Origin of the sequence: Clostridium sp. MB05, assembly GCF_046581255.1 — a bacterium.
Lineage (GTDB): Bacteria > Bacillota > Clostridia > Clostridiales > Clostridiaceae > Clostridium.
This window is the reverse complement of the sequence record NZ_CP174370.1, coordinates 1,713,543-1,739,232: the sequence shown is the minus strand read 5'-3', so window position 1 is coordinate 1,739,232 and position 25,690 is coordinate 1,713,543. Positions and strand designations below refer to the sequence as shown.

The following is a 25,690-nucleotide window of genomic DNA, read 5'->3' as shown; positions in this document are numbered from 1 at the left end:
ATTGATATATCTAGCTTTCATCAACTGTTTTTTTACACACTTATTTTTTTATTTCTGTGTAATTGCATTACACAAACTATCTAAAAATTTATTTGTGTAATAATATGTTAATATTTCAAACTTTGATAACTTATATACTATAAATAATTTATCCATAGATTTTAAAAATATAATCCCATATAGAGTAAAAAAAATTCTGGCAAAAACCAGAATTTTTTTAACCACTAGATTAAATAATATCTATTTTTCTAATTTAAATGAAAATTTACTCCAAGGTTTTATATAATCTAATAAAAATATTTCATCTTCAACTATCTTAGCAACTACATTTGTCTTTCCAGTATTTTTCATATCCTTTAAAGCTACTTGTAGCTCTCCTGCATATCTAGTGTATAACTCCGTATCAATTAAAATATCCCCTCTTTTTATATTTGCCAAATTATATGGTGGGAAGCTTTCCCCTTTATATTTAACTCTACTTTGAGTACTTCTTGCCATGTATTCTGAAGAATCTCCTCTATTAAAATGAAACTCTTCTAAAACTATTTTTTTATCTAAATTCCTTATTTCATCTACTAATTCAATAGTAAACTCTAACATTTCCTTGTTTAACTCACTTAAAGCTTTAAGTTCATCTTCTGATGCAAAAGCATTTGCTATTATAACATCATCAATTAAATCTGTTGCAAATAAGTGCTTCGCTTGTACATCTATCGGCAAATCTCTATGCATTTCTAAAGTGCATAGCCCCTCTGATACTGGCCAAGGCCCATATTCTGCAGAAGATGAATTAACAAAGGCTGCTGTTCTTATTCCTAACTCTTTAAATTGCTTACTTGAATTTATAAAATTTTCATAAGATAGGCCTGTATAAATATGAGGATAAAAGTTATGACATCCATAAAGGTTATTTAAATTAGCCTTATATGAAAGTATATTATCTACATATTTTGTCCCATTACTAATGTTTAACTCTATTTTCAACCCGTACTCGTTAAATGTCATAACTGACTCTTCATATCCACTAAACCCCATATCAAGCCTTATACCTGAAAGCCCCATATCTTTGAATACTTTTAAATCAAATATAGATGCCTTTAACTTATTAAATACAGTTGGATCTATATCTGCTATAACCTCCATATCATTTTCATTAGCTACATTTAATATATCCTTAAATTCAGCTAAAATACCGTCAATATCTTTATCACTTGCAGATATTAAACATGTAAATATTCTTTTAAACCCATACTTAGCAGCAAGCCTTATATAATCTTTTATTTTATCAATTGAAGTATTATTAGGATATATTGATATCCCAAGCTTATTCATTCTTATATTCCACCTTATTTAATTTTTCATGAAGATCTATAATTTCTTCTGCTAAATCCTTTACAACCATTGATGTCATTAAATGATCTTGTGCATGAACTAATAATAATGATACTTCACATCTATTTCCTGATGCTTCTCCTTGAATTAAGCTAGTTTGCGTTGCATGGGCATCACCTAAAGTCTCTTTTGATTTTTCTATTAATTCTCTTGCTTCATCAATTTGTCCACTTTTAGCTAATTGCATGGCTTCCATTGCATAGCTTCTAGCTTCCCCACTAAAGATAATTAGATCCATTATAATTTTTTCCATTGGTTACACCCCTTTTACGATTATTGCTACTTATTGCTTATTAAAAGCGCTTGTTTTAAAACCTTTTCCCCATTCATTGTTCCATAGTCCACTGTGTTAATTACTTCCACTGGAACCCCCATTGGCTCGAATTTAGCTTTCATTTTACTTAATAAAAATCTAACTTGTGGCCCTAATAATAATACATCTATTTCATTTTCATGTTTCTTTAATTCTGCCTCTCCAACAGCATTTATTGTACAATCAATTCCTTGAGCCTTAGCTGCTGCTTGCATCTTACTAACTAATAATGATGTTGACATTCCTGCTGAACAAACAAGTAATATTCTTTTCATTTAAATTCCCTCCTCATATATAATTCCTTACACTATATCTAATAGCAATTTTAATGCCAAATTGAATTTCATAAAAATTCTAATTACTATTAACTTGAAGGTCCCTTTTTTAGGGACTTTCAAGTTACATTAAAAGAAACTTTAGTGTGTAACACTTAATTACACACTTTTAGATCATATTATATATTGAATCTTATTTTACACAGAGGTCTTATTATTAACTACCATCTTAACAATATGGGCTAACTCATTTTCACCTATATTTACATTATAATTTTCTTCTAAAAGTTTTAAGCATTGTTTTATAAGTATAAACTCTCTATTATTAGAATGTCTAAATTCATTTAACATAACAAATGGAGTTTCTTTACCACCTTTATTTAACTTATCTATTAGAAAACATATATGAATAAGAATACCAATCTTTACTTCATGAATTAACCTAATATTTAAATGCTCTTCAATATGAATTAAAGTTTTTCTTATATCTCTTATTAATTTATATGAATCTATATTTTCTATTTGTTTTTCCATGCTTTCCACTATCTTATGATACTCTTCTTCTTGTAATATAAGTTTTTCTAAATCGTTAATCCCTTCACCTGAAAGTATATCTGCTGCAGATATAAATGGAATATTAGGAACATGAGTATTCATCACTCCAACCATTGCAATAATATTATATTTTTGTTCTAAAGATTCTATATTACTGTAAAAATCATCTTTATCTAATATGTTAAGTGCATGAATCTTAATATTTGTTTTACTATTCATATTATTTTCTATTATTTCTTTTAATCTTTGTGCTGATCCATCTCCAGTAAAGCAGGATGTTATTATAATGCTTTCCTTTTGGTCTATTTTAGATGCAGCTCCTTGAATTCCATATCTCTTAATTTCTAAGCATGATTCATATATTTCTTTTAAACCTCTTCCATTTAAAGCTTTTCTACCAGCTTCAATAACTAATAAAGTAGTAACCATATCAATAGTTTTTACATTGATATCAGTTTCATCCTTTATCATATCTGCAAAATTAGTCAAAGATCCCATATCTACTAATAAAAAGATACCTTTTCCAGTATGAATTTCCTTTATTTTTTCCATAGCTAATTTATACATATCTTCTGCTTTCATACTTAATGGCATATCCAAAGCCTTAACATATTCTTCTCCAATTAGAGAGTTTGCAACTTCTACCATAGATGAAGCTGTAGAATGACCATGCATTATTACTAAAACAGCCACTCTTACATCCTTTGCTTTATCTTTTTCATAAGGATTTGTGGCTAAGAACATAGTTATATAACCGATTTCGTCTAAGGGAACTTCTATTACAAACTTTTTATCTATTATACTAGCTACTTCCATTGCTACTATAAATTCTCTAGCATACTCGCCTCTAATAAAGTTTAGTTTAGGATGAAATATCTTAACACCTTTCCTTATTCGCTCTAGGCTACCTTGAATATGAAGGGCTAACCCAAAATAAACTTTTTCATCGTAATCCCTATTTAATTTTTTTGATGCATATAAAAGAATTTCTTCAACTAAATTAACTATTTCAACATCAACAACTTTTGATATTTCTTCTTTTCTAAATCTTTCTGGCAAATCTCGTATATATTTTCTGAAATATTTTTCTATATCTATATTTAATATTTCATCTATTTCTTTTTCTTCTATTCCATCTTTTCTTAACTCTTCTATTTTTTGCTCTATTCTATCATAAAACATAGTTCCATCTTTAAATTCTTCTAAACCTGTTTTATCTTCAATTAAAGCAATTTTATCTTTATATGAAAACTTAAGCACATCTCCCATATTACTTAATATCTCATCAACTTCATCCCTATATTCCTGTAACTTCATAAGTCCCACTTTCACTCGTTGATGCAAATCTTCTTGATCTACCAATATATAATCTTTATTTTTTGCTTTATATTTCAAAAAGGCTCTTGCACATGAAAGTTGAATATCACTTTTTAACTGTCCTATATTATTAGGACAATCATATAATAAAAATGATATTAAAGCACTTTTATTGAAATAAATACTTTTTGATACTCTTTGCGATTCAATTTCTATAAATTCCCTTAATAAGTAATATCTTTCCTTTATATTTTTTTCTTTTAAGGATGGTAACGTTATAACCATTGGTATTCTTCTACTAAAGGTTTTAAGTAAAAATGATTGAGGATCCTCAGTTGTAGCTGCAATGATTTGTGCTTCTACATGAACTAATTTTTCTGTATCACCTAAAACTCTAAAATAACCTTTATCAATATATGTAAATAACATTTCTTGACCTTGTGGAGATAATCTATGAATTTCATCTAAAAATAATATTCCCCCATTTGCTTTCTTTAGTAAACCATCTCTATCAGAATCTGCACCTGTATAAGCACCTTTCTTAACACCAAATATTTGTGCTATAACTAGTTGTGGATTATCTGCATAATCAGCACAGTTAAATCTTACAAAAGGTGCTTCATCATTTATAACTTTAGACTCAATTGCAAAATTATACATAGCTTCTGCAAACATAGATTTACCAACACCAGTTTCCCCTAAAATTAAAGTGTGTAATCCTCTTGGGGGATATAAAATTGCTGCCTTGGCTTGTTGAATCGGAATCTGCAAACTTAATTTTGCACCAACTAATGTGTCTAGACTATTTCTTTTTTTCTCTTTTACGACTTTCTTATTTTCTTTTGATTTAGATACTTCAGTTCTTACTATAGAACTATATTTTACTGGATGGCCATCTATTTTATCAACTACACCATCTTTATAAAGCTGATTTAAATATCTGCTTACATTAGCCCTATCTAAGTTCATAAAAGCACTAAGCTCGCTTGCTGTTATTCCTTTTTTACTTTTCATTTCTAACCGCTTTAAAGCATCATAAACTTCATTTATCTTACTCATATTTTTTAATATCACCCCAATGTAAACATTTATTTGCTATTAATTTTAACATACATTTATTTTTTTTTACATTAGTAAAATTTTTTAATTCAAAATAAAAACCCTTCTAAAATTTTAGAGGGTTTTTTTCTAATATTTATAATTTAGTTTAAATTGCTTTTATTCTTATGGTAATTATATATATAGAATGGCACTCCTAATAACATAAGTATAAATCCCCACATTACAATTTCTGCTCCTGAACCATATATTGTCCATAATGTATATATAAATGCTAGTAATGGAATTATTCCTTTTTTAATGAAAATTTGTAAATTAAACTCACTTGACTCTCTAAACATAATCATCATTTCTGCTGCTGCAGTTAATAAATATATTGGCAAAAATGCTAGCGTTGCTAATATAGTTATAAATGTAAATGCTGAAACCATACTTTTTTGGTAATTCATTATTAAAAGTATATTAACTAATATGGATCCAATTATTAAAGCATTAGCTGGAGTTGAATATTTAGGATGTAATTTCCCAAAACATTTAGGAAATACACCATCTTCTCCTGCTGCATAAGCAACTCGTGCAGTTGATAATAACCACCCAATAGTTGTTCCTAAAATACATATAACTACTGAAATTGCTAATGGCTTTCCAATTGATGTTCCTAAAATTTTAGTTAATATATCAGTAAGCGGTGCAGAACTTGAAGCTAATTCTTTGTTAGACATTACCCCCATACTAGCAACACTTATTAATATGTATATTACTGCTGATATTAGCATTCCATAAATAGTGCTTTTCTTAACATTTTTTTCTGGATTACTAATTTCTCCTGCAGTTACTGTGGCACTTTCTAAACCTACAAATGCCCATAAAGTTGATGTTGCCGCAAGAGGTATTGAATTTACTCCCTTTCCTTCTGGCATTAAAGGCAATAAATTGGAACTATCAAAATTTAAAAATGCTATGACTATAAACAATGCGAAAAATACAATTTTAAATACAGTTACAAATGATTGAACCTTTCCAGCTTTTTTTACTCCAACAATGTTTATAAATGTAAATATCCATAAGATAGAACTTGTATAAATTATTGATATTAGTGGATTATTTAGTGCTGGAATTATAGCTGCACTATAACTTGCCAATGCTACTATTATAGCTGCATTTCCTATCCATGAACCATTCCAATAAAGCCAAGCGCTTAAAAATCCTGCAAATTCTCCAAAAGCTTCTTTTGTGTATTGATAAGCTCCTCCAGTAGATGGATACTTTGAACCTAAATTAGCAAAGGATATAGCTATTAAAATAGATCCTATAGTTGTTATTACCCATGCAATAATAGTTGCCATTGGACCTGATAATTCTGCTAATGTAGCAGGTAACATAAAAACTCCTGAGCCTATCATATTTCCACAAACAAGCATTGTAGCCATAAATAAAGTGATTTCTTTTTTCATATGTTTCTTTTCCATTTTTTTCTCCTAAAAAAAGTAAGCTCAAAGATTATTCTTTGAGCTTATATTTATTGCAAACTTTAGACAATAATAAAGATAGCTCTCCACAAAAATATTGTGGCAGTTTTGTATATATTTTATACAATCCCAGCATATAACCTTTAAGCTAAGCTATATACTTCGGCAATAACCCCTTTCATATTAAATCATAGTGCTTACCTCATTAATATTACTTTTAGCTATTGCAGCCTCTACCAATAAAATATTAAATTTCCTTCTTAATTCTATCAAAATTTATATATATGTCAAGGAAATATCAAATATTTATACATTTGCCTTAAACTTTCTAAGCCTTAAGGCATTTAATAATACTGATACTGAGCTTAAACTCATTGCTCCTGCTGCTATCATAGGATTTAATAATGGTCCACCAAACACATGAAGAATTCCCATTGCTACTGGTATTCCTAGTACATTATAAGCAAATGCCCAAAATAAATTTTGCTTTATATTATTAATAGTTGCTTTACTTAATTGAATAGCCTTTATAACATCTATTAAATCACTCTTCATTAAAACTATATCTGCCGACTCTATTGCTACATCTGTACCTGATCCTATTGCAATTCCTACATCTGCTTGAACTAATGCTGGGGCATCATTTATACCATCTCCCACCATAGCAACCTTCTTATTTTCGCCTTGTAACTTTTTAACTTCATTTGCTTTATCTTCTGGTAGTACTTCTGCTAAAACTATATCTATTCCAACTTCTTTTGCAATTGCTTTAGCTGTTTTTTCATTATCACCAGTAATCATAGCCACTTTTATTCCCATACTATGAATTGCTTTTATTGCCTTTTTACTATTTTCTTTCACAGTATCAGCTACTGCTACAATTCCTTGGATTTTATTTTCTACTGCTAAGAACATAGGTGTTTTACCTTCTTCTGCTAACTTATTTGATTTCTCTTCTAAATCTTCTAAGTTTATTCCCCTATCCTTCATTAACTTTTTATTTCCTAAAAGAATATTTTCATTTTCTATTTTAACTTCTATTCCATGTCCTGGTATTGCCTTAAAACCATTTATTCCTTTTAGTTTGAGACCTTTATCTTCAGCTTCTTTAACTATTGCCTCACCTAATGGATGCTCTGATCCTTTTTCAGCACTAGCTGCTAAAATTAAAATTTCTTTTTCACTTATATCCTTTGTTATTATATTAGTTACTTTAGGCTTTCCTTCTGTTATAGTTCCTGTCTTATCAAATACAATAGTCTCAACTTTATATGCAGTTTCTAACGCTTCTCCACCTTTTATAAGAACTCCATTTTCAGCTCCCTTGCCTGTTCCTACCATTATTGCAGTAGGTGTTGCTAATCCAAGTGCACATGGACAGGCAATAACTAGTACTGATATAAATATAGTTAGTGAAAATACTGCTGACTCTCCTGATATATACCATCCTAATGCAGCTATAATGGCTAATATAATTACAGTTGGTACAAAATATGCTGATATTACGTCTGCAAGTTTTGCAATTGGCGCTTTTGTTCCTTGAGCATCTTCAACTAATTTAATTATTTGTGCAAGAGCAGTATCATCCCCTACCTTAGTAGCCTTATATTTAATAAATCCTGTTTTATTTATACTTGCTCCAATAACTTTGCTTCCTATACTCTTTTCCACCGGAATACTTTCACCTGTAAGCATAGACTCATCTATTGATGTATTTCCCTCTATAACCTCTCCATCAACAGGTAACTTTTCACCTGGTTTTACTAATACAACGTCTCCTACTATTACTTCTTCAATAGGAACAGTAATTTCATTACCACTTCTAATAATGTTTGCAGTTTTAGGCGCTAATCCCATAAGTTTCTTAATTGCCTCAGATGTTTTTCCTTTTGATACAGCTTCTAAATATTTTCCTAAAGTTATTAATGCAAGTATTACTGCTGCTGATTCAAAATATAAATGCATTGCATAATCATGATCACCTAGATTTATTTTATATATAGCAAATAACCCATAAATCACTGCTGCTGAGGTTCCTATTGATATTAACGAATCCATGTTAGGACTCAGTTTAAATAAGTTTTTAAATCCTATTAAATAGAATTTATATCCTACTATCATAACCGGTATAGTTAATAATAATTGCGTTATTGCAAAATTTAAAGGATTCATCATAGGATCTATAATTTTCGGCAAATGCATTCCTACCATGTGTCCCATTGATATTATTAGTAATGGAACTGTAAATACTAAGGATAATACAAATCTATACCAGAGCTTTTTATAATCTGGAATTTTATTTGAGGAACTCTCCTTTTTCTCTTCTATAATTAATTTATATCCCGCTTTTTCTACTATGCTTTTTATATCTTTGATAGATATTTTATTTTCATCAAAGCTTATATTAAGCTTTTCAGTAGCAAAATTCACAGATGAACCTAATACACCATCAGCTTTTTTAGTAACTCTTTCCACTCTATTTGCACAAGCTGAACAAGTCATTCCCTCCACTTTAAAACTATAGCTCTTAGTCTTCTTTTCTACACTATATCCAGCTTTTTCAACTGCTTTCTCAATGTCCGAGCTATTTAACTTTTCATTGTCATATTTAATACTTAAAGTTTCTGTAGCGAAATTCACACTTGCACTATCTACTCCTTCAAGCTTGTTCATTACTCTTTCGACTCTGCTTGCACAAGCAGTACATGTCATACCTGATATTTTAACTTTTTCTTCTTTCATATTAAACCCTCCTTTTTACCCCTCCCCAGGGGTGTGGTATAACTTTATTATACTCTTTTCATTTATAATGTCAATAATAATTCTCAATATAAATAAAATAGACATATGTATACATTGTACACATATGTCTATTATTTAACTTCCCGCACTCTCATATACGCTAATACCTTTTAGCCATATTTTATATGATACTATTATAGATATTAAACTTACTAAAAACGGTAAAAGTACACCACTTAACATATTCCCTTTCCCAATGAAATATGCTCCCGGATAATAACCTGTAAATGCAAATGGAATAAGAAATGTTAATATAAATTTTATAGCAGCCGGATAAATACTTATAGGATATTTAGCAAATGTACTTATCTGATATGTCATAAACATATATGACTGTGAGAATTTTACCCAAAATGCTATTGATGCTGTTGCAAGCTTTATAGATGTATATATTAATGTTGCACATATAACTACAAAAATAAACTCTACTATCTTAATAGGTGAATAGATAATATTTAAATTTAATGATGCTGTTATTAATAAAATTAAACCAATTATAACTTCTCCAAATCCATCTGGTTGAAAACTTTCAGATATAACTTGAAATAATGGATTTATAGGTCTTAATAAATATTTATCAAATTCACCTTTAACTATAGTTTTCCAACTAAATATCCATAGATAATCAGTAAAAATATGATCTATACCTCTTGGTATTTGAGCAAATCCATATATAAATAATATTTCGTAAAAGCTCCATCCATCTAATGTAGGTATAACGTCAAAAATTAACTTTATAAATATAACTCCAGCAAATTGAACAAATATAAATCCTATAAGCCCTAATATAAAATCAAGTCGATATTCCATTAAAGTTTTTATATATTGTTTAAGAAATTTTACATATAATTTTATATATCTATTCATTTTACCCTCCTAATATAGTTAATTCTTTTATTAAAGCTTTCCACATTAATCTAGCTATAATCATAAGTATTAAAACCCATAAAAATTGAATAGACATAGCTTTAATAATTTCAATATTAGTTAACTTTCCTATATATATCATACTAGGAGTATATATCATAGAACTAAAAGGAAGAAAATTAAATACACCTTGTATCCAATTAGGAAAAAATACTATAGGTATTAATGCACCCGATAATAATTGTGATATAGCATTCATAATTTGAGCTAATCCCCACATATTTGTTACTTTAAAAGATAATAATCCAAAAATATAGCTATAATAAAAATTAATCATAAACCCATTAATAATACTTATAAAATATAAAACTATATTTATAATTGAAAAACTACCTCCATAAGCTATTTGTAATATAGTTACTATTATAAAGCCTATTAAAAATACAACTATGAAGCTATACATTAGATTTCCTAGGGATTCAAAAAACATTCTTTTTTTATAATTTATGGGTCTAATTAAATTTATGGCTATAGACCCATCTTTAACTTCCCTACTTATTGAATGACTTATATCTGAACTAGTTACTACAGTTGTTATAAATGATATAAGCACATATATTATCATTTCATTTAAACTAAATCCTTTTATAATTAAAGTTTCTGAATTCCTATATATTGCTTTCCACAAATAATATGTAACAAACAACATAATAAGCTCACCTAAGAAAAATATAATTGCATTTGCTCTATAAGATAAATTTTTTTGAAATGTATTTTTTGTAAAGGTTAAATATGATTTTATGTCAAAAATAGACTTCAATATTTACACCTCTTTTCTATATATCTTTTTTATTATATCTTCAATGCTTGTCTCAACAATAGAAAAGTCCAATACATTAAATTTATTTATAATTTTAGAAATTATTTCTGCTTGAGTGATAACGTTTCTATTGAATCTTATTATAATTTTGTTATCTTGAGATTCCATATTTAAATTATCATCACTTATATTTAATTCATTATTAATATTAAACTCATTATAGCCATTCAAATTCTTCACTTGAACTTCAATAGTTGTTATATATCCATAATTATCTTTTATTTCTTTTAAACTACCATCGTATATCTTGATACCATTATCTATTATTATAATTCTATTACATAATTCCTCTATATCATTTAAATCATGAGTTGTTAATATAATTGTAGTTCCGTATTTTTTATTTATTTCTTTTATTGCACTTCTAACCTTTTCCTTAACAACTACATCTAGTCCTATAGTAGGCTCATCTAAATATATTATTTTAGGATTATGTAATAATGCCGCAGCTAAATCTGCTCTCATTCTTTGTCCAAGAGACAATGTTCTAACAGGACTCAGTATGAAGTCATTTATATCTAAAACCTCACTCAAAAATTCCATTCTTTCTATATAATCGTTATCATTTACTTCATATATATCCCTTAGAAGAGAAAACGTTTCCGAAAGTGGTAGATCCCACCATAATTGAGTTCTTTGTCCAAACACAACACCTATATTCTTTGCGTTCTTTTCTCTATCTTCATATGGAATCAATCCATTTATGGAAATGTTTCCAGAAGTAGGCGTCAAAATTCCTGTCATCATTTTTATAGTAGTCGACTTTCCTGCGCCATTTGCACCTATATATCCTACAATTTCTCCATCATTTATTTCAAAACTAATATTATCAACTGCTTTCTTGATTACATATTCTCTTGAAAAAAAAGATTTGATTGCTCCTTTAAATCCAGGATACTTCTTGTTACTTTTAAATTCCTTAGTTAAACCTTCGACTTTTATCATATTTTCACCAACTTTCAAACTACAATTAAATATTTCCAATTAATTCTACAGCCCACTAACTATATAGTCAATAAAATATACTTTTAAAATACTTTTATTTAAAATATTTGTATTTTAATACAATATATAGTCAATTAAATTGTTTTATTTTATAAAATTTACTATTAAAATCTAAACAATTTGATTTTTATAACTAAAAAGCCACCTAAAATTAGGTGGCTTTGAATTTATTATTTAACAGAATCTAAGACATCTTTTACAGCTTTTACATAAGTTCCAACTTTAATTGATACTCCTGACACCGCATCAGTATTTCCTTCATCATTAGTTAACTTAACCTTTGAAAGATCGAAGTTATTTTCAATCATGAACTTTTCTAATAATTCCATTTGTTCATGCCATTTCTTTGCTTCGCCTTCCTTCATTACATATTTTCCTTCTTCTGAAGCTTTTCTCTTCATTGTTCCATCTTCTTGCTTAACATCAATATTTACTCCTACTGGTTTTCCATGATCAAATACAACTTTTGTAACCACGATATCTTTTTTCTTTCCAGTTGAATCATAAGGTGTCTCTGCAATTTTAGCTCCAGTATAACCTGCTTCTAGTTCTTTTCCTGACTTAACTGAATCTACAACTTCTTTAATAGCATTTAAGTATGAACCAACTTTAATTGATACTCCTGATACTGCATCAGTATTTCCTTGATCATTAGTTAGTTTAACTTTAGATGTATCTACTTTGTTTTCATTAAGGAAGGCTTCTAACAACTCCATTTGTTCTCCCCAGTTCTTAGCTTCACCTTTCTTCATTACATATTTTCCTTCTTTAGCTGCTGCCTTTTTCATTGATCCATCTTCTTGACGAACATCAACTAAAACCTTTACAGCCTCCCCATCTTTAAACTCCACTTCTGTCACTATAACATCACCTTTTTTACCAGTTGAATCGTATAAAGTTTCATAAGTTTTAGTTCCAGTAAACTTTTCACTTTTCTCTGTTGATGTAGCATTGTTACTATTTGAATTAGAAGCTTCTTTACTCCCACATCCAACTAGTAATGCCGTTGATAATAGACATACAGCTATAATTTTTTTTGATATCATAAAACCTCTCCCCCTAAAATGAACTTTACAAGACAATTTTATAATGACTTTGTATTTTTTTCAACAATATCGTTAAATTATTATCTTATATATATATCAATTTCACTTATTTATATAATATAAATTATTAATTTATTTATATTATAGGTTATTAAAAGTATTAATATTAAAAATATTAATACTTCATTATTGAATAACTATATTTTACCAATTACAATTGTGTATTCTATAAAATAACATATTACATTCTTACCCCATTGTAAACGTATGTATAAATTTAATACTCATCTTTTTTTAACGCTTATTTCTCTATTTTTTAATAAATATATATTAGTTTTATACTTATATCTTTACAAAAATTACTTTAATTTATTATTATAAAAAACCTCTATATCATTTCTAATTGCATATATAGTAGCTTGTACTCTATCTTCAACTTCTATTTTTTTAAATATACTTGTAATATAATTTTTAACTGTTTTCTCTGATAAGAATAGCTTTTCAGCTATTTCCTTATTCTTTAACCCCTGTGATACTTCATATAATATGCTTAACTCTCTATTAGTCAATAATCCTAAAGCTTGGACTTCTTTATGGCTATCCCTTATATTACTTTTAATATCTAAAAATATAGCTTTAATTAGAGATTTATCAATATATTTTTCTCCTAAATACACACTTCTTATTGCAGTTACAATTTCAGTTCCAGCTGACTCCTTCAATATATATGCATCTGCTCCTATGTCTATTGCTTTCATTATAGTTTTTTTATCATTTTCAACCGTTAGCATAACAACTTTTATATCATTATAATCTTCTTTTAAAATTTTTAATGTATCTAATCCATTCTTTATTGGCATATTTATATCTAATAATATTACATCTGGTTTTTTATCCTCTAATGTTAAGAGTAACTCTTCCCCATTTCTAAATTGTCCTAATATTACTAAATCATCTTCAAAGCTTATTATTCTAGTCAATCCTTCTCTAATTAAATCATGATCATCAACTATTATAACTTTTATCTTATTATTAAGCATTTTCTTGTACCTTTCTACTTATTGGAAGTCTTATTTTATATATTGTTCCATTTCCACAAGATGATTTTATCTCTATTTTTCCCCTTAATTGTTTAACTCTTTCAAATATTCCAATTAATCCATAGCAATTACCTTTTTGTTTTACTTTTAATAAAGTTTCCTTAACATTAAACCCAACTCCATCATCTTGAATGTAAATACATATACAATCTTTTATATAATTAATTTTTAATTCTACAAACTTAGCTTTAGAATGTTTTTTCATATTATTAAATATTTCTTGAATAATTCTATATGTAGCAACTTGTATTATTTTTTCTACTTTATACTCACCTTCATCAACAAGTGCTTTTATTATTATATTATTTTCTGATGATATGATATTTACCATTTCCTTTATAGCTTCATATAATCCTAATTCTTCTAAGGACAATGGTCTTAAATCATATATTATTCCTCTTACTTCTTTTAAAGCCATTCTAACATTTGATTTTAAATCATCTAACTCCCTTATTCCTTTATCTAAATCCTTTTTTACAACAACCTTACAAAAATCTACTCTCATCATAGCATTTGCTATATATTGTGCAGGACCATCATGTATTTCCCTAGCAATTCTTCTTCTTTCTAATTCCTGATTTTCTAAAATCTTTATTCCTGTTATCATTTGAAACTTTTCATCTTTATCATTTAAAATATTTAAAACATTTCCTTCTAGATATCCTAATGCTATATTTATTTGATTCACTGCACCTTCAGCTTCTTGTATACTTAAACTATAATTTTTCAATGTTCTCTCTAGCGAATCTCTTTTCTGAACTAATTCTTTCTCTTCATTTTGCTTAGTTACATACTTTACTCTTATATCTAATGCTTCTTCATATATTTCTTTAAAAAAATTATTATCTGAATCTGATAATTTTTTAGACTCCTCAACTAATTTATTTCTCATAGATCTATCTATTTTCTCTAAATAATCTACTTCATCAATAACTACAGACAGTCTATTTTTAACTTCTATAAGCTCATTTTTTTTCACTTCTAATTCATCTCTCATTTTATCAGCTATATGAAAAATTTTACTCTTACTTGAGTCTATTTCTTTAATTACATCATGAATTACATCTTTTACATTATTTGTGAAATTAATTTCTTTTTCCATAATACCACCAGTCATATTTTAATAGATAAATAATTAAATACTATTTTAAAATAACATAAATCCGTAAAATAGTAAAATATGTATAGTATTTTATAACATATAAAAAAATACTACCCTAGATTAACTCTAGGATAGTATTTTATATAGCCCATTTTTTGTTTTTAGTAAATGAGACATTCATCCATTTTTTTAAATCAAAATGATTTGTATTATTATCTATTATTTCTCTAACCTTGTCCATATCTTCTACTGATCTTATCTTTGAATCCTTAGATACTATAAAATCAATTTCTATTCTAAGCTCTCTACCTACTTTAGCAACTCTAGCTATAGAATCCTCTAAGTTATACTCTTCTTCAATTTCTTTTACTAATGTATTTATATCATAATTGATTTCATCATCAACCTTAAAATTAGTTACTTCTCTAAATGCTTCTAATATAGAAGTTATAGGCATTCTTAAAAATATTGTAGAACTTAAAATAACCATTCCTGGATCCACATAATTTGCTAAATTTGCTAACCCAATAGATTTTAAAAGTATTGAAACTAAAAATCCTACTAATACTCCTACACTTAACATAGCATCCATGAACCACTGATTACTTTCAACTTTAACTATCTCAGATTTTAGATTTTTTGATTCCTCTCTCATATATAAATAGACTGCAGTACATCCAATAGATGAAATCAATGCATATCCTAATGCGAATCCTGCTTCAACATCATTTCCTCCATTTAAAACTTCCCTTATAGAAGAAATCATGTTTATAGAACAAGTTATTAAAAGTACTAATGACTTAATAATTACTAATATAGGTTCTAATGTAGCCTTTCCAAAAGGATAATTTTTAAAATCGTTTTTGTTTATAAAATTAGTAGTAATAATTGCAAATAATGCTAAAATTAAACTTATAAATGAGTACAGTCCATCAAAAGTTATCATTTCTGAGTGTATAGCTCATCCCCATGTAATACCTAAGGCAGCGAAGAACAATCCACCTACTGCTGAAAACCTAAGAATTCTGTTTTCCGCCTTCATAATATCACTCCTTTATACAAAAATATTCTAATAAAATTTTATTCTTTTACACTTATTTTCTCAACTCATTAAAATGTTATATAACTTCTATTAATATGACTATTCTCACTTTTATATTCTTATAAGAAAAGCATAAAAGTACATTTTATGTATTATATCTATACAAGGTAATACTCTAACTTACTATAAAGTGCTTATATTAATTTTTTACATTATTGTACTTATATTTATATATTTTTTATATTTCTTAAAATTTGCGGTTTTTAATAATATAAAATGTATATTTATATAGTAATTTTTTTCCATAAGTTCTTGAAATTATTAGCGCTTAGAGGTAAACTATATATGTCAATTGAATGACAAAGTAATTTTATAGAAAGTTGGTATTTATGAGTAATAATAATCTTAATCCTCAAACACCAGAGGAAGTGGTAAAAATTAAAGAAAAAAGTATAATTCCAATTTTAAAATCTTGGAAGTTTATACTTGCCGTATTTCTAATCCTAATTTCCGTTTTAGGTTATTGGTTAATTAAAAATATCAATTTGGTTAATAGTTATTCTGATAAGGTATATCCTGGTGCTTATATACTAAATAAAGATCTAGCTGGATTAGATAGTAGTGATTTGCACACTACCATTTTATCTTTAGTTGATGATATAAGTAATAAAAAAATTAGTGTTCAAGCTAACGGAAAAAACTTTGATATCTTATATAAAGATTTAGAAGCTACAATTAATTATGAAAAGCTTGAAAGTGAAATTTTAAGCTTTGGAAAAAATGATGGTTTTTTCAAGAAAGTAAATTTAATAAAAAGACCTGAAAATAGGGAGTATGAATTTGAAGTTCTTTTTAATGATGAAAATTTAAATTCATTCGTTACAAATATCTCTACTAATGTAGATACTAGCCCTACTAATGCTTCTATAAATATTTCTGGTAATTCTATAAATATATCAAATGATTCTACTGGACTTAAATTAAATTCAACAGAATTATTAGAAAATATAAAATCTAAAATAAAGGATATGAAAGCACCAAATGTGGTAGAGGTTGTTGGAAATGTAGAAGTTGTTGAAGCTAATATTAAAGCTGATGCATTAGGCACTGTAAATAATAAGATTTCATCATTTTCCACAAGCTATCCTGCGGGTCCAAGTGGTACAAACCTTCAATTAGCTGCAACAAATATAGATAATACAATAGTTATGCCTGGTGAAACTTTTTCAACCGAGAAAGCAATTGGCCCAACTACTATTGAAAATGGATTTGTAGCTGCTAATACCTACGTTGGTGGTCAAGTAGTTCCAGGAATAGGTGGCGGTGTTTGCCAAGTTGCCTCAACACTTTACAATACGATGTTAAGAGCCGGAATACTACCTACAGAAAGACTTAATCATATGATGAGAGTTTCATATGTTCCTATAGGACTAGATGCAACTTTAGCTGATAACCTTATTGATTTAAAATTTACAAATAATTTTGATTTTCCTGTTGTAGTAAACTCTTATGCAGGAAATGGGAATTTAACCATTGAATTTTGGTCAAATGATACTGTTAAAAACGGAATAACTTATGAACCAGTATCAATACCTTTAGGTCCATTAAGTGCAGATGCTTATCTTCGTGGATATAATTCAAATGGTGAACTAGTTGTTGATAAGTATTTAGATAGAAGTACCTATCAGCCATTTCAATAATTAAACTATGTAAAAATAAAAAGATAATTTGCATTTATTTTAGCAAATTATCTTTTTATTTTTATTCTCCTAGCATCCCTGCTAAATATCCAGTTGAAAAAGACATTTGAAGATTATATCCACCAGTTTCAGCGTCTATATCAATAACTTCTCCAGCAAAAAATAATTTTTTTATTTTCTTTGATTCCATAGTAGAAGAATTTATTTCTTTTACACTAACTCCCCCACTAGTAACCATAGCTGCTTTAATTGTAATTGTATCTTCTGCAGTTAAAGGCATTTCCTTTATATATTCTATTAGTTTTAATTCTTCTTCCTTTTTTAACTCTGCAATTTTAACTTCACTTAAATTCAGAATATTTAATATTTCTTTTATAAAATTTTGAGGTAAGTAGACTTTTAAATTATTTAATAAACTTTTATTTGAGTTAGATCTAATTATTTTAGATAATTCATCTTTAGATATTTCAGGTAAAAAATCTAATTTTATTTCTACTTCTTTTTCTTTTAAAATTTTATTTATGTAAGAGGAAAACTTTAAAACTCCAGGACCTGATATACCAAAATGAGCAAATATCATATCTCCTTGACGTTGAATTTTTTTCTTTTTTATAGTAGTACTTATAATTACTTCTTTCATTGATATTCCTTGAAGATTCTTAATAAATCCTTCTTTTATAACGAGAGGAATTAATGCTGGGTATAATGGATTTATAGTATGCCCGTGATTTTGTAATATATCATACATGCTACCATCAGACCCTGTAGTAGGATAACTTTTTCCTCCTGTTGTTACTATAACACTATCTGCGTATATTCTTTTTCCTTCTTCTGTTACTATTCCTTTAATAGACTCATCTTCCACTATTAAATCATTAACCTTTGTATTGTATAAAACTTTTACATCATTCTTCATAAGATCTCTCTTAAATATTTCTATAACTTCATCAGCCTTATCGCTTTTTGTAAATACTTTTTGATCATATTCCACTTTATATTCTAAATTATTATTTGAAAAATACTCAAGTAAATTAGTATTTGAAAAAGTATAAAATGCACTATATAAAAATTTCTTATTTGTTACTATTTTATCGAAAAACTCTTCTATATCTCTATTATTAGTTATATTACATCTTCCACCACCAGTAAGCTTTAACTTTTTACCTATCTCATTATTTCTTTCAATTAAAGTAACCTCATTGTTTTTTGAAGCTGATAATGCTGCCATTATACCAGAAGGTCCTGCTCCAACAACTATAACCTTTGCCATAATCTATCTCCTTAAAATAATCTCATTTAATCTTTGAACTATATTATATACTAAAAATAAATTAAATAAAATCACTTAAACTTCTAATTTAAGTGATTTTAAACCTTTTATTTCTCTATTAACTTTTTCTTTGATACATTAAATACATTTTTCCATAATAAAATATCTATTCCTAATAATACTACTGCATAAATATATAGCCAAGCTCCAGCAAAAGTTGCTCCTAAATGTCCCACTATTACTATAAGTATAAGAACTAAAGAAAATAGAAGTGAAATAATACTATCACCATTATTAGTTCCCTCAAACTTTTCTGAAAAAGGATATGATTTACTACTGACAGAAAAATTTAATATTATAATTAACACTAAAGATAAGAATGCCACTATTAAATGTTTTATTACAGAAAAAGAAAATAACATAGTAAATATTATTGATAAAACTATATATGGAGGTATAATTAATTTAAAAATTGTACCTTTAATTACCCCTTTATATATTGAAGATACCTTATTAATTGGAGCTACTTTGTATATCCATGCTCCATTATACCTTTCAGAATATCTAAGCATTATAAGTATATTAGGTATCATTAAAGCAAAAGCATATATAGTAAAAAACGACTTAGAATTCATTAGTTGCTCTCTCATATGGCTAAAACTTACTCTCTCAAGTCCTATCATCATAAATATAAAAGGAAATAAAACTCCCATAGCCATGCTAGGATATACCTTAAGCTTAAATTCACGCTCTGAATCTATTATACCTATTGAGAAGTTAAAAAAAGCTCTTTCTATATTATCTCTACATATAAAATTACTAAGCTTTAAGGAAAGCTTGTCCTTCTTTCTCTTTTTTTCACTGTTATTATTTAACTTTTGTAAATACTTTTCAAAGGTTGGTGTTAATTTCATATAAAGTAATATAGATGCTATTGGTATAACTAAAGCTAATACAGACATTGTTATTAAATGTATGTCTACTACTCCCCCATCTATTATTGCTAATGGAGCTGCAAACCACATAGGAGCAATAAAATAATGCCATCCTTTCATTTTATATGCAACTTTATCTATAGAAACAAATTGGAATATCCTAGGCACAATCTGATATCCTATTATCATAAATACACTTAAAGCTATTTGCACAAAATTTATCATATCTTTTAGTTTTTCTCCATCAAAAAACTTTAAAACTAAAAGGTATGCTAAAGCAGTTATCATTATCATAAATACATCTATAAGTACTATTTCCAGTAAAAATATTAAGAAAAATCCTATTCCATATTTAAAAGCTGCTAATAAAGAAAATCCAGTTAATGCTAAGGTTAAAGAAATTATATATATACAAACATGAGTGATTTTAGCTGCATTTATAGTTTTATTATTGACCCCTTTTGTAGCAATTATATTTTTATCCCTTACATCTAATATTACATAAGAAAAATCAGATATAAATATAGTAAGTATCATAAACATAATAGCTGCAAAATACATTGACATTTGGTACATTATATTTATTTTAAAAATCATTATAGATGCAAAAAATAACCCAATAAAAGCATATAATAGTAAGGACTTGTAAAACTCATTAGAATCCTTTTTCTTCTTTTTAACGTCATTATTAAAAACTGTTGCCTTTCTTCTTCCATCCATAGTAAGCTTAGTAGAAAGTATAAGCTTCATCATATCATAGTCAACACCAGCTTTATCATATATCCATTTTAATCTATTTAATATCTTAAATACTTTAAAATCTCTCATACTTTATACCTCGTTAACTATAGATATAAAGTTTTCTGCTAATTCTTTATATTGATGGAATCCTGTAAGTTCATTAAATATACTTTCAAGAGAGCTTTCTTTATAATTATTTTTTAGTTCTTCAAAATTACCATCTGCTATTATTTCACCATTATTAATTAAAATAATTCTATCGCTTATTTTCTCTACTACTTCCATTATGTGAGAAGAATAAAATATAGTTTTTCCATCCTTTGCAAGATGAGCTAATATCTCTTTAATAATCATTACACTATTGGCATCTAATCCGCTTAATGGTTCGTCTAAAAATAATATTTCTGGGTTATGAAGTAGACTTGATATAAGTATAAGTTTTTGCTTCATACCTTTAGAATAAGATGAAATTCTTTTTTCGTAAGCATCTAATATTCCAAGTATATTCATTAATTCTTTAGCTTTATTATCTGATTTATTATAGTCTATTCCATATAATTGAGCTATAAATGTAAGATATTCCCTTCCTGTTAAACTATCATATATTTCAGGAACCTCTGGTACATAACCTATTTTCTTTTTATAACTACCATCACCTATAGAAACTTCTTCACCAAAAACTTTTATTTCTCCAGTGTATCCTGTAACTAATCCCATAATTAATTTTACAGTAGTACTTTTTCCAGCACCATTTGGTCCTATGTATCCTATTATGCTTCCTCTATTAACCTGAAGATTTATTCCCTTTAAGACTTCTTTATCTCCAAAGCTCTTTTTTAAATTTATTAATTCTAAAACATTATTATTACACATATTATCATCCCCTTTAAATAATTTTACATTATTAATTAAAATTTGTAAAATATTTACTACAGATCATTTTATTACTTTTTTTCATTTGATAAATCATAATTTAATACAAAGTTTCTCTTTATATTTAATAAGTCTTCCATATCATTTAAAAACTGAAGAAGCTGTGCTCTATTTTCAAATTCTTCTCTTGTCTTTGGAAGAGACATTTTTTTAAAATCATTTTTTAGTATATTTAATTTTTCTAGTAACTCTTTACAATCATTTGTCTCTTTAATTTGATCTGCTACGTTTTTAGTAAACTTAGATATCATGTGAGTCTGTTCGAAGGACATATAAAAACGCTCAAAATGCAGTCTCATTTTCTTTATAATATCGAATTGATTTTTCCTCATATTTATATAATCAGTGTAATAGGAATCAATTTTATAAAAATTATTATTTGCTATTTTATAAGCTCTTTCATTACTTTCTTTTAATCTTTTTTCTAAATCTCTCATTAAATTTTCCTCATCTATATCTACTGTATGAGTTACTAAGGATTTAGACATTTTTGACATAATTACACTATATCCTTTTTCTATATACTCCTTGTCTTCATTAAATTTAAGATGAAGAGATGGCATAAAAATATTAGCTATTGATGCCACTCCAATTCCAATTATCATTATTAATAACTCATTTATTATCCAATATTGATTTATTGAATTTGATACGAGTAAATGAGTTGATAGTACTACAGCAGGAACCATTCCCTCTGAAATATTAAAATTCGAAGTAAATGGTATAAAAATTAAAAGAAATAATCCAAAAGTTAAAGGATTTTGCCCTATAAATCCATATATTAAAACTGATAATACAATAGCTACTAAGCAGGCTACCACTCTATTTTTTCCTACTATTAATGCCTTTTTTCTAGTATCTTGTATACTTAAAATTGCTATAACTGCTGCAACTGCTGCAAACTGTAAATCTAATAAATTTGCTAATAATAATGATACAGTTGCAGCTATAGACATTTTTACTGCTAAATTATAAATATATTTCATCTATAACCTCTCTTTTAATATTAATTATTTAAATTTTCTTTTTGCGTAGCCACATCTTTTACATAAGTCTTCAACTGCACGTCTCCTAGAAAAGCCATCATATATATTTCTTGCTCTTTCTGACTTTAATATATCTTCTAAACTTTCAGTAAATATATTTCCTAATGGTATTTTTCCTTCGCTATCTAAACAGCATGGTACTACTGTTCCATCTAATAAAATACCCATTTGATCCCTAAGTCCATGGCAAAATACTTCTTCACTTAAAAGTGAAAGATTAATATCTGGCCAACTAAATTTTTCTGCCATATTTAGATATACTCTTTCTTTTAGTTTCAGGTTTTTTTTCTCAATTAAAGCTTCACTTAAACTAAAATCAAGAGATAACTTCTCTTCTATTAATCTTAATATATTTGAGTTTAAATCATTATTAGCCTTTAAGTCCTTTGTATCTATATTCCAAAGTCTTAAAGCACATATAACTTCACTTTTTCTATTAGCTTCATTAATAAAATCTAGTATATTATTTATATACTCATAAAAATCTATATTGTTATCATTAGCTTCAAAGCTATGTAATGATAAATTTACTTGTCTTAATGCTTTACTAGATATTAATATACTCTTTACCTCATTTATTAAAGTTCCATTAGTTGTTATATTCACTTTTAAATTAGCTTCTTCTGCAATTAAAAGAAAATCCCTTAAGTTTTTATTTAAAAAAGGCTCTCCCATTAAATGAAGATAAATATGATTAGTGTATCCCTTAACTTTATCTATAATTTTTTTAAAATCTTCTTTGCTCATAAAGCCTAATTTTCTGCTAGTTTTAGGACAAAAGTTACAACTCAAATTACAAATATTAGTTGTTTCTATATATATTTTCTTAAATCTTGTCATCTGTTATCTCCTCTTTGATTATATTTATAAAATTAATTTATCACATTCTTGTCTTCTTTCCAAATATATTTAAATTTTATGACGAAATTAAATTGTAACATAATTAATTAAATAACTATATATTTATAATAAGTATATAACTATGAAGGATGTGAAACTATTTTGGATCCATATAAAGTTTTAGGGATTACTCCAGACTCTTCTAAAGATGAAATTAAGCAAGCTTATAAAAATATATTAGATGAATATAACCCTAATAATTCAGATTTTAACTCTCGCCCCCTTGCGGAAGAAGTAATTTCCGAAGCTAATATAGCCTATGATGTTTTAGTAAACGGTGCTATATATAAAGAAATTAGAAATCTTATAGATAATAATAATATTTCTTTAGCTGAAAGTAAATTAAACCTTCTAGACTTAAAAGACTCTGCTGAATGGAATTATCTCCAGGGATTTGTTTACTTTAAAAAAGGATGGTTTGACAGTGGAGTTCAACATATTGTAACGGCAAACGAACTTGATCCAAATAATGATGAATATGCCAGGACTTTAAACACTTTAAAAGCTCGTGCTAATGAAATAATAAATTATTATAAAAAGACTAACACTCAACCTCAACCTCAGAATAATATGAATGCTTGTGGTGGAGGCAACATGGGTGGTGGAAGTGGAGGAATGTGTTAGTTAAAATTAGCAATAATATAAGGAACAGTAAATAATCTTATATACTGTCCCTTATTATTTTTATTATTTATTTTTAACTAATTCTAATATTAATTTTGATAGTTTTTCTAGATCATCTATTATCATATGCTCTTCTAATGTATGTGGTTTTCTCTCTCCACTAGAAAGGTTAACTGCTTTTATACCATTTCCATTAAGTATATTAGTATCGCTTCCCCCTCCTGATGATGCTGTTTTTCCCTCTATTCCAATAGCTTTCATAGCTCTTTTAGCTTTATTTACAATTTCATCATTTTCATCTATTACAAATTGCCCAAATACTCTATTTACTTCTATTTCGACTTTACCACCAAATTTCTCAGCATATTTTTTAAACGTTTCTATCATATGAGCTGTTTGATCTTCTAAAGAATTTATATCTGTACTTCTTGTTTCTGCTTCAATAATAACTTCTGGGCAAACTATATTAGTAGCAACTCCACCACTAATTTTACCTATGTTTGCAGTAGTATTTTCATTGATTCTAAGTAATTTCATATTAGAAATAGCTTCTGCTGCTATTTGTATTGCACTAATTCCTGACTCTGGAGAAACTCCTGCATGAGCTGGCTTTCCTATAATTTTTACTAAAAGCTTATCTTGAGCCGGTCCCTTTACTATAATAGTTCCAATATCTCCACTTGAATCAAAAATATAAGCTTTCTTAGATTTTATCTTAGAATAATCTAAACTCTTAGCTCCATATATTCCTGCTTCCTCTGCAATTGTAAATACAACTTCTATATCTGGATGCTGGATTTCTTCTTCCTTTATAGCTGTTAAGGCTTCTATAATAGATGCCACTCCACCTTTATTATCTCCACCTAAAATCGTTGTTCCATCTGAATAAACTATTCCATCTTTTATTACTGGTTTTATTCCTTTTCCAGGTGTTACTGTGTCCATATGCCCACAAAGCATTATAGTTTCTCCTTCAATATTGCCTTTTAACCTTGCTATTATATTTCCTGTATTTGAACCTACTATTTCACCTGCATTATCAAATTCCACTTCAAAGTCTAATTTTTCTAAATCTCTTTTTAATCTTTTTGCAAATTCACCTTCATTATAGCTTTCAGAATCAATCTGGATATACTGTAAAAACCTTTCGAGAACTCTTTCCTTATTTATCATATGTCTTCCTCCTAAAACAATTAAGTATATAATATATTTTACCAAAATATTAGATACTTAACAGCTTTTTTAATTTTAAGATTTAATAGACTTAAATCTTAACTTAATAAATAATTAATTCAATAAAACCCTATTTATGATTTA

At 27.3% G+C, this 25,690-nt stretch carries 21 protein-coding genes and 1 riboswitch; of the genes, 2 read left to right on the top strand and 19 right to left on the bottom strand.

Features of this window, described 5'->3' with window-relative positions:
- Window positions 1-240: 240 nt before the first annotated feature.
- The 13 genes from ACH36K_RS08075 to ACH36K_RS08015 form a co-directional block, all read right to left on the bottom strand.
- Window positions 241-1,332: a DUF871 domain-containing protein gene (locus ACH36K_RS08075; protein ID WP_411170423.1), complete on the bottom strand. Its 1,092-nt coding sequence runs from the start codon at window positions 1,330-1,332 to the stop codon at window positions 241-243.
- Window positions 1,325-1,645: a PTS lactose/cellobiose transporter subunit IIA gene (locus ACH36K_RS08070; RefSeq protein WP_411170422.1), complete on the bottom strand. Its 321-nt coding sequence runs from the start codon at window positions 1,643-1,645 to the stop codon at window positions 1,325-1,327. The genes ACH36K_RS08075 and ACH36K_RS08070 overlap by 8 nt, the downstream gene beginning before the upstream one ends.
- Before the next feature lie 26 nt (window positions 1,646-1,671).
- On the bottom strand, window positions 1,672-1,980 hold the full coding sequence (locus tag ACH36K_RS08065) for a PTS sugar transporter subunit IIB (RefSeq protein WP_322545722.1): 309 nt from the start codon (window positions 1,978-1,980) through the stop codon (window positions 1,672-1,674).
- A gap of 198 nt (window positions 1,981-2,178) precedes the next feature.
- Window positions 2,179-4,911 carry a sigma 54-interacting transcriptional regulator gene (locus ACH36K_RS08060; RefSeq protein ID WP_411170421.1) on the bottom strand — a complete coding sequence of 911 codons (2,733 nt, stop codon included), beginning with the start codon at window positions 4,909-4,911 and terminating at the stop codon, window positions 2,179-2,181.
- A 143-nt stretch (window positions 4,912-5,054) separates the two neighbouring features.
- A complete protein-coding gene (locus ACH36K_RS08055; RefSeq protein WP_411170420.1) occupies window positions 5,055-6,380 on the bottom strand; it encodes an APC family permease in 1,326 nt (441 codons plus the stop codon).
- A gap of 71 nt (window positions 6,381-6,451) precedes the next feature.
- A riboswitch (Lysine riboswitch) is annotated at window positions 6,452-6,624 on the bottom strand.
- Window positions 6,625-6,686: 62 nt separating this feature from the next.
- Window positions 6,687-9,122, bottom strand: coding sequence for a heavy metal translocating P-type ATPase (locus tag ACH36K_RS08050; protein ID WP_411170419.1), 2,436 nt, complete (start codon window positions 9,120-9,122; stop codon window positions 6,687-6,689).
- A 135-nt stretch (window positions 9,123-9,257) separates the two neighbouring features.
- Window positions 9,258-10,049, bottom strand: coding sequence for an ABC transporter permease (locus ACH36K_RS08045; protein WP_411170418.1), 792 nt, complete (start codon window positions 10,047-10,049; stop codon window positions 9,258-9,260).
- Between the two features lies 1 nt (window position 10,050).
- Entirely contained in the window at window positions 10,051-10,869 is an 819-nt protein-coding gene (locus tag ACH36K_RS08040; RefSeq protein ID WP_411170417.1) for an ABC transporter permease, read from the bottom strand.
- Window positions 10,870-10,872: 3 nt separating this feature from the next.
- Window positions 10,873-11,874: an ATP-binding cassette domain-containing protein gene (locus tag ACH36K_RS08035; RefSeq protein ID WP_411170672.1), complete on the bottom strand. Its 1,002-nt coding sequence runs from the start codon at window positions 11,872-11,874 to the stop codon at window positions 10,873-10,875.
- 230 nt (window positions 11,875-12,104) lie between these two features.
- On the bottom strand, window positions 12,105-12,980 hold the full coding sequence (locus tag ACH36K_RS08030; RefSeq protein WP_411170416.1) for a hypothetical protein: 876 nt from the start codon (window positions 12,978-12,980) through the stop codon (window positions 12,105-12,107).
- Between the two features lie 359 nt (window positions 12,981-13,339).
- The gene (locus ACH36K_RS08025) at window positions 13,340-14,020 is read right to left on the bottom strand and encodes a response regulator (protein WP_411170415.1); all 681 of its coding nucleotides are present in this window, start codon (window positions 14,018-14,020) and stop codon (window positions 13,340-13,342) included.
- Window positions 14,013-15,182 carry a histidine kinase gene (locus tag ACH36K_RS08020; RefSeq protein ID WP_411170414.1) on the bottom strand — a complete coding sequence of 390 codons (1,170 nt, stop codon included), beginning with the start codon at window positions 15,180-15,182 and terminating at the stop codon, window positions 14,013-14,015. The genes ACH36K_RS08025 and ACH36K_RS08020 overlap by 8 nt, the downstream gene beginning before the upstream one ends.
- Window positions 15,183-15,321: 139 nt before the next feature.
- Entirely contained in the window at window positions 15,322-16,128 is an 807-nt protein-coding gene (locus ACH36K_RS08015) for a cation diffusion facilitator family transporter (protein WP_411170413.1), read from the bottom strand.
- A 485-nt stretch (window positions 16,129-16,613) separates the two neighbouring features.
- Here ACH36K_RS08015 and ACH36K_RS08010 point away from each other — a divergent pair, with 485 nt between their 5' ends.
- Window positions 16,614-17,924, top strand: a complete 1,311-nt coding sequence (locus ACH36K_RS08010) for a VanW family protein (protein WP_411170412.1) — start codon at window positions 16,614-16,616, stop codon at window positions 17,922-17,924.
- Between the two features lie 61 nt (window positions 17,925-17,985).
- Here the strand turns inward: ACH36K_RS08010 and ACH36K_RS08005 are convergent, their stop codons facing one another.
- The 5 genes from ACH36K_RS08005 to ACH36K_RS07985 all read right to left on the bottom strand — a co-directional run bounded on the left by ACH36K_RS08005 (window position 17,986) and on the right by ACH36K_RS07985 (window position 23,689).
- Window positions 17,986-19,194: an NAD(P)/FAD-dependent oxidoreductase gene (locus tag ACH36K_RS08005; protein WP_411170411.1), complete on the bottom strand. Its 1,209-nt coding sequence runs from the start codon at window positions 19,192-19,194 to the stop codon at window positions 17,986-17,988.
- 107 nt (window positions 19,195-19,301) lie between these two features.
- Window positions 19,302-20,957: a hypothetical protein gene (locus ACH36K_RS08000; RefSeq protein ID WP_411170410.1), complete on the bottom strand. Its 1,656-nt coding sequence runs from the start codon at window positions 20,955-20,957 to the stop codon at window positions 19,302-19,304.
- A gap of 3 nt (window positions 20,958-20,960) precedes the next feature.
- A complete protein-coding gene (locus ACH36K_RS07995) occupies window positions 20,961-21,743 on the bottom strand; it encodes an ABC transporter ATP-binding protein (RefSeq protein WP_411170409.1) in 783 nt (260 codons plus the stop codon).
- A gap of 71 nt (window positions 21,744-21,814) precedes the next feature.
- Window positions 21,815-22,789: an aromatic acid exporter family protein gene (locus tag ACH36K_RS07990; protein WP_411170408.1), complete on the bottom strand. Its 975-nt coding sequence runs from the start codon at window positions 22,787-22,789 to the stop codon at window positions 21,815-21,817.
- 24 nt (window positions 22,790-22,813) lie between these two features.
- Entirely contained in the window at window positions 22,814-23,689 is an 876-nt protein-coding gene (locus ACH36K_RS07985) for a radical SAM/SPASM domain-containing protein (protein WP_411170407.1), read from the bottom strand.
- 162 nt (window positions 23,690-23,851) lie between these two features.
- Between ACH36K_RS07985 and ACH36K_RS07980 the strand changes: the two genes are divergently transcribed.
- Window positions 23,852-24,373, top strand: coding sequence for a J domain-containing protein (locus tag ACH36K_RS07980; RefSeq protein WP_411170406.1), 522 nt, complete (start codon window positions 23,852-23,854; stop codon window positions 24,371-24,373).
- A 63-nt stretch (window positions 24,374-24,436) separates the two neighbouring features.
- Here ACH36K_RS07980 and ACH36K_RS07975 read toward each other — a convergent pair whose 3' ends face one another.
- On the bottom strand, window positions 24,437-25,546 hold the full coding sequence (locus tag ACH36K_RS07975) for a M20/M25/M40 family metallo-hydrolase (protein ID WP_411170405.1): 1,110 nt from the start codon (window positions 25,544-25,546) through the stop codon (window positions 24,437-24,439).
- Window positions 25,547-25,690: the final 144 nt, after the last annotated feature.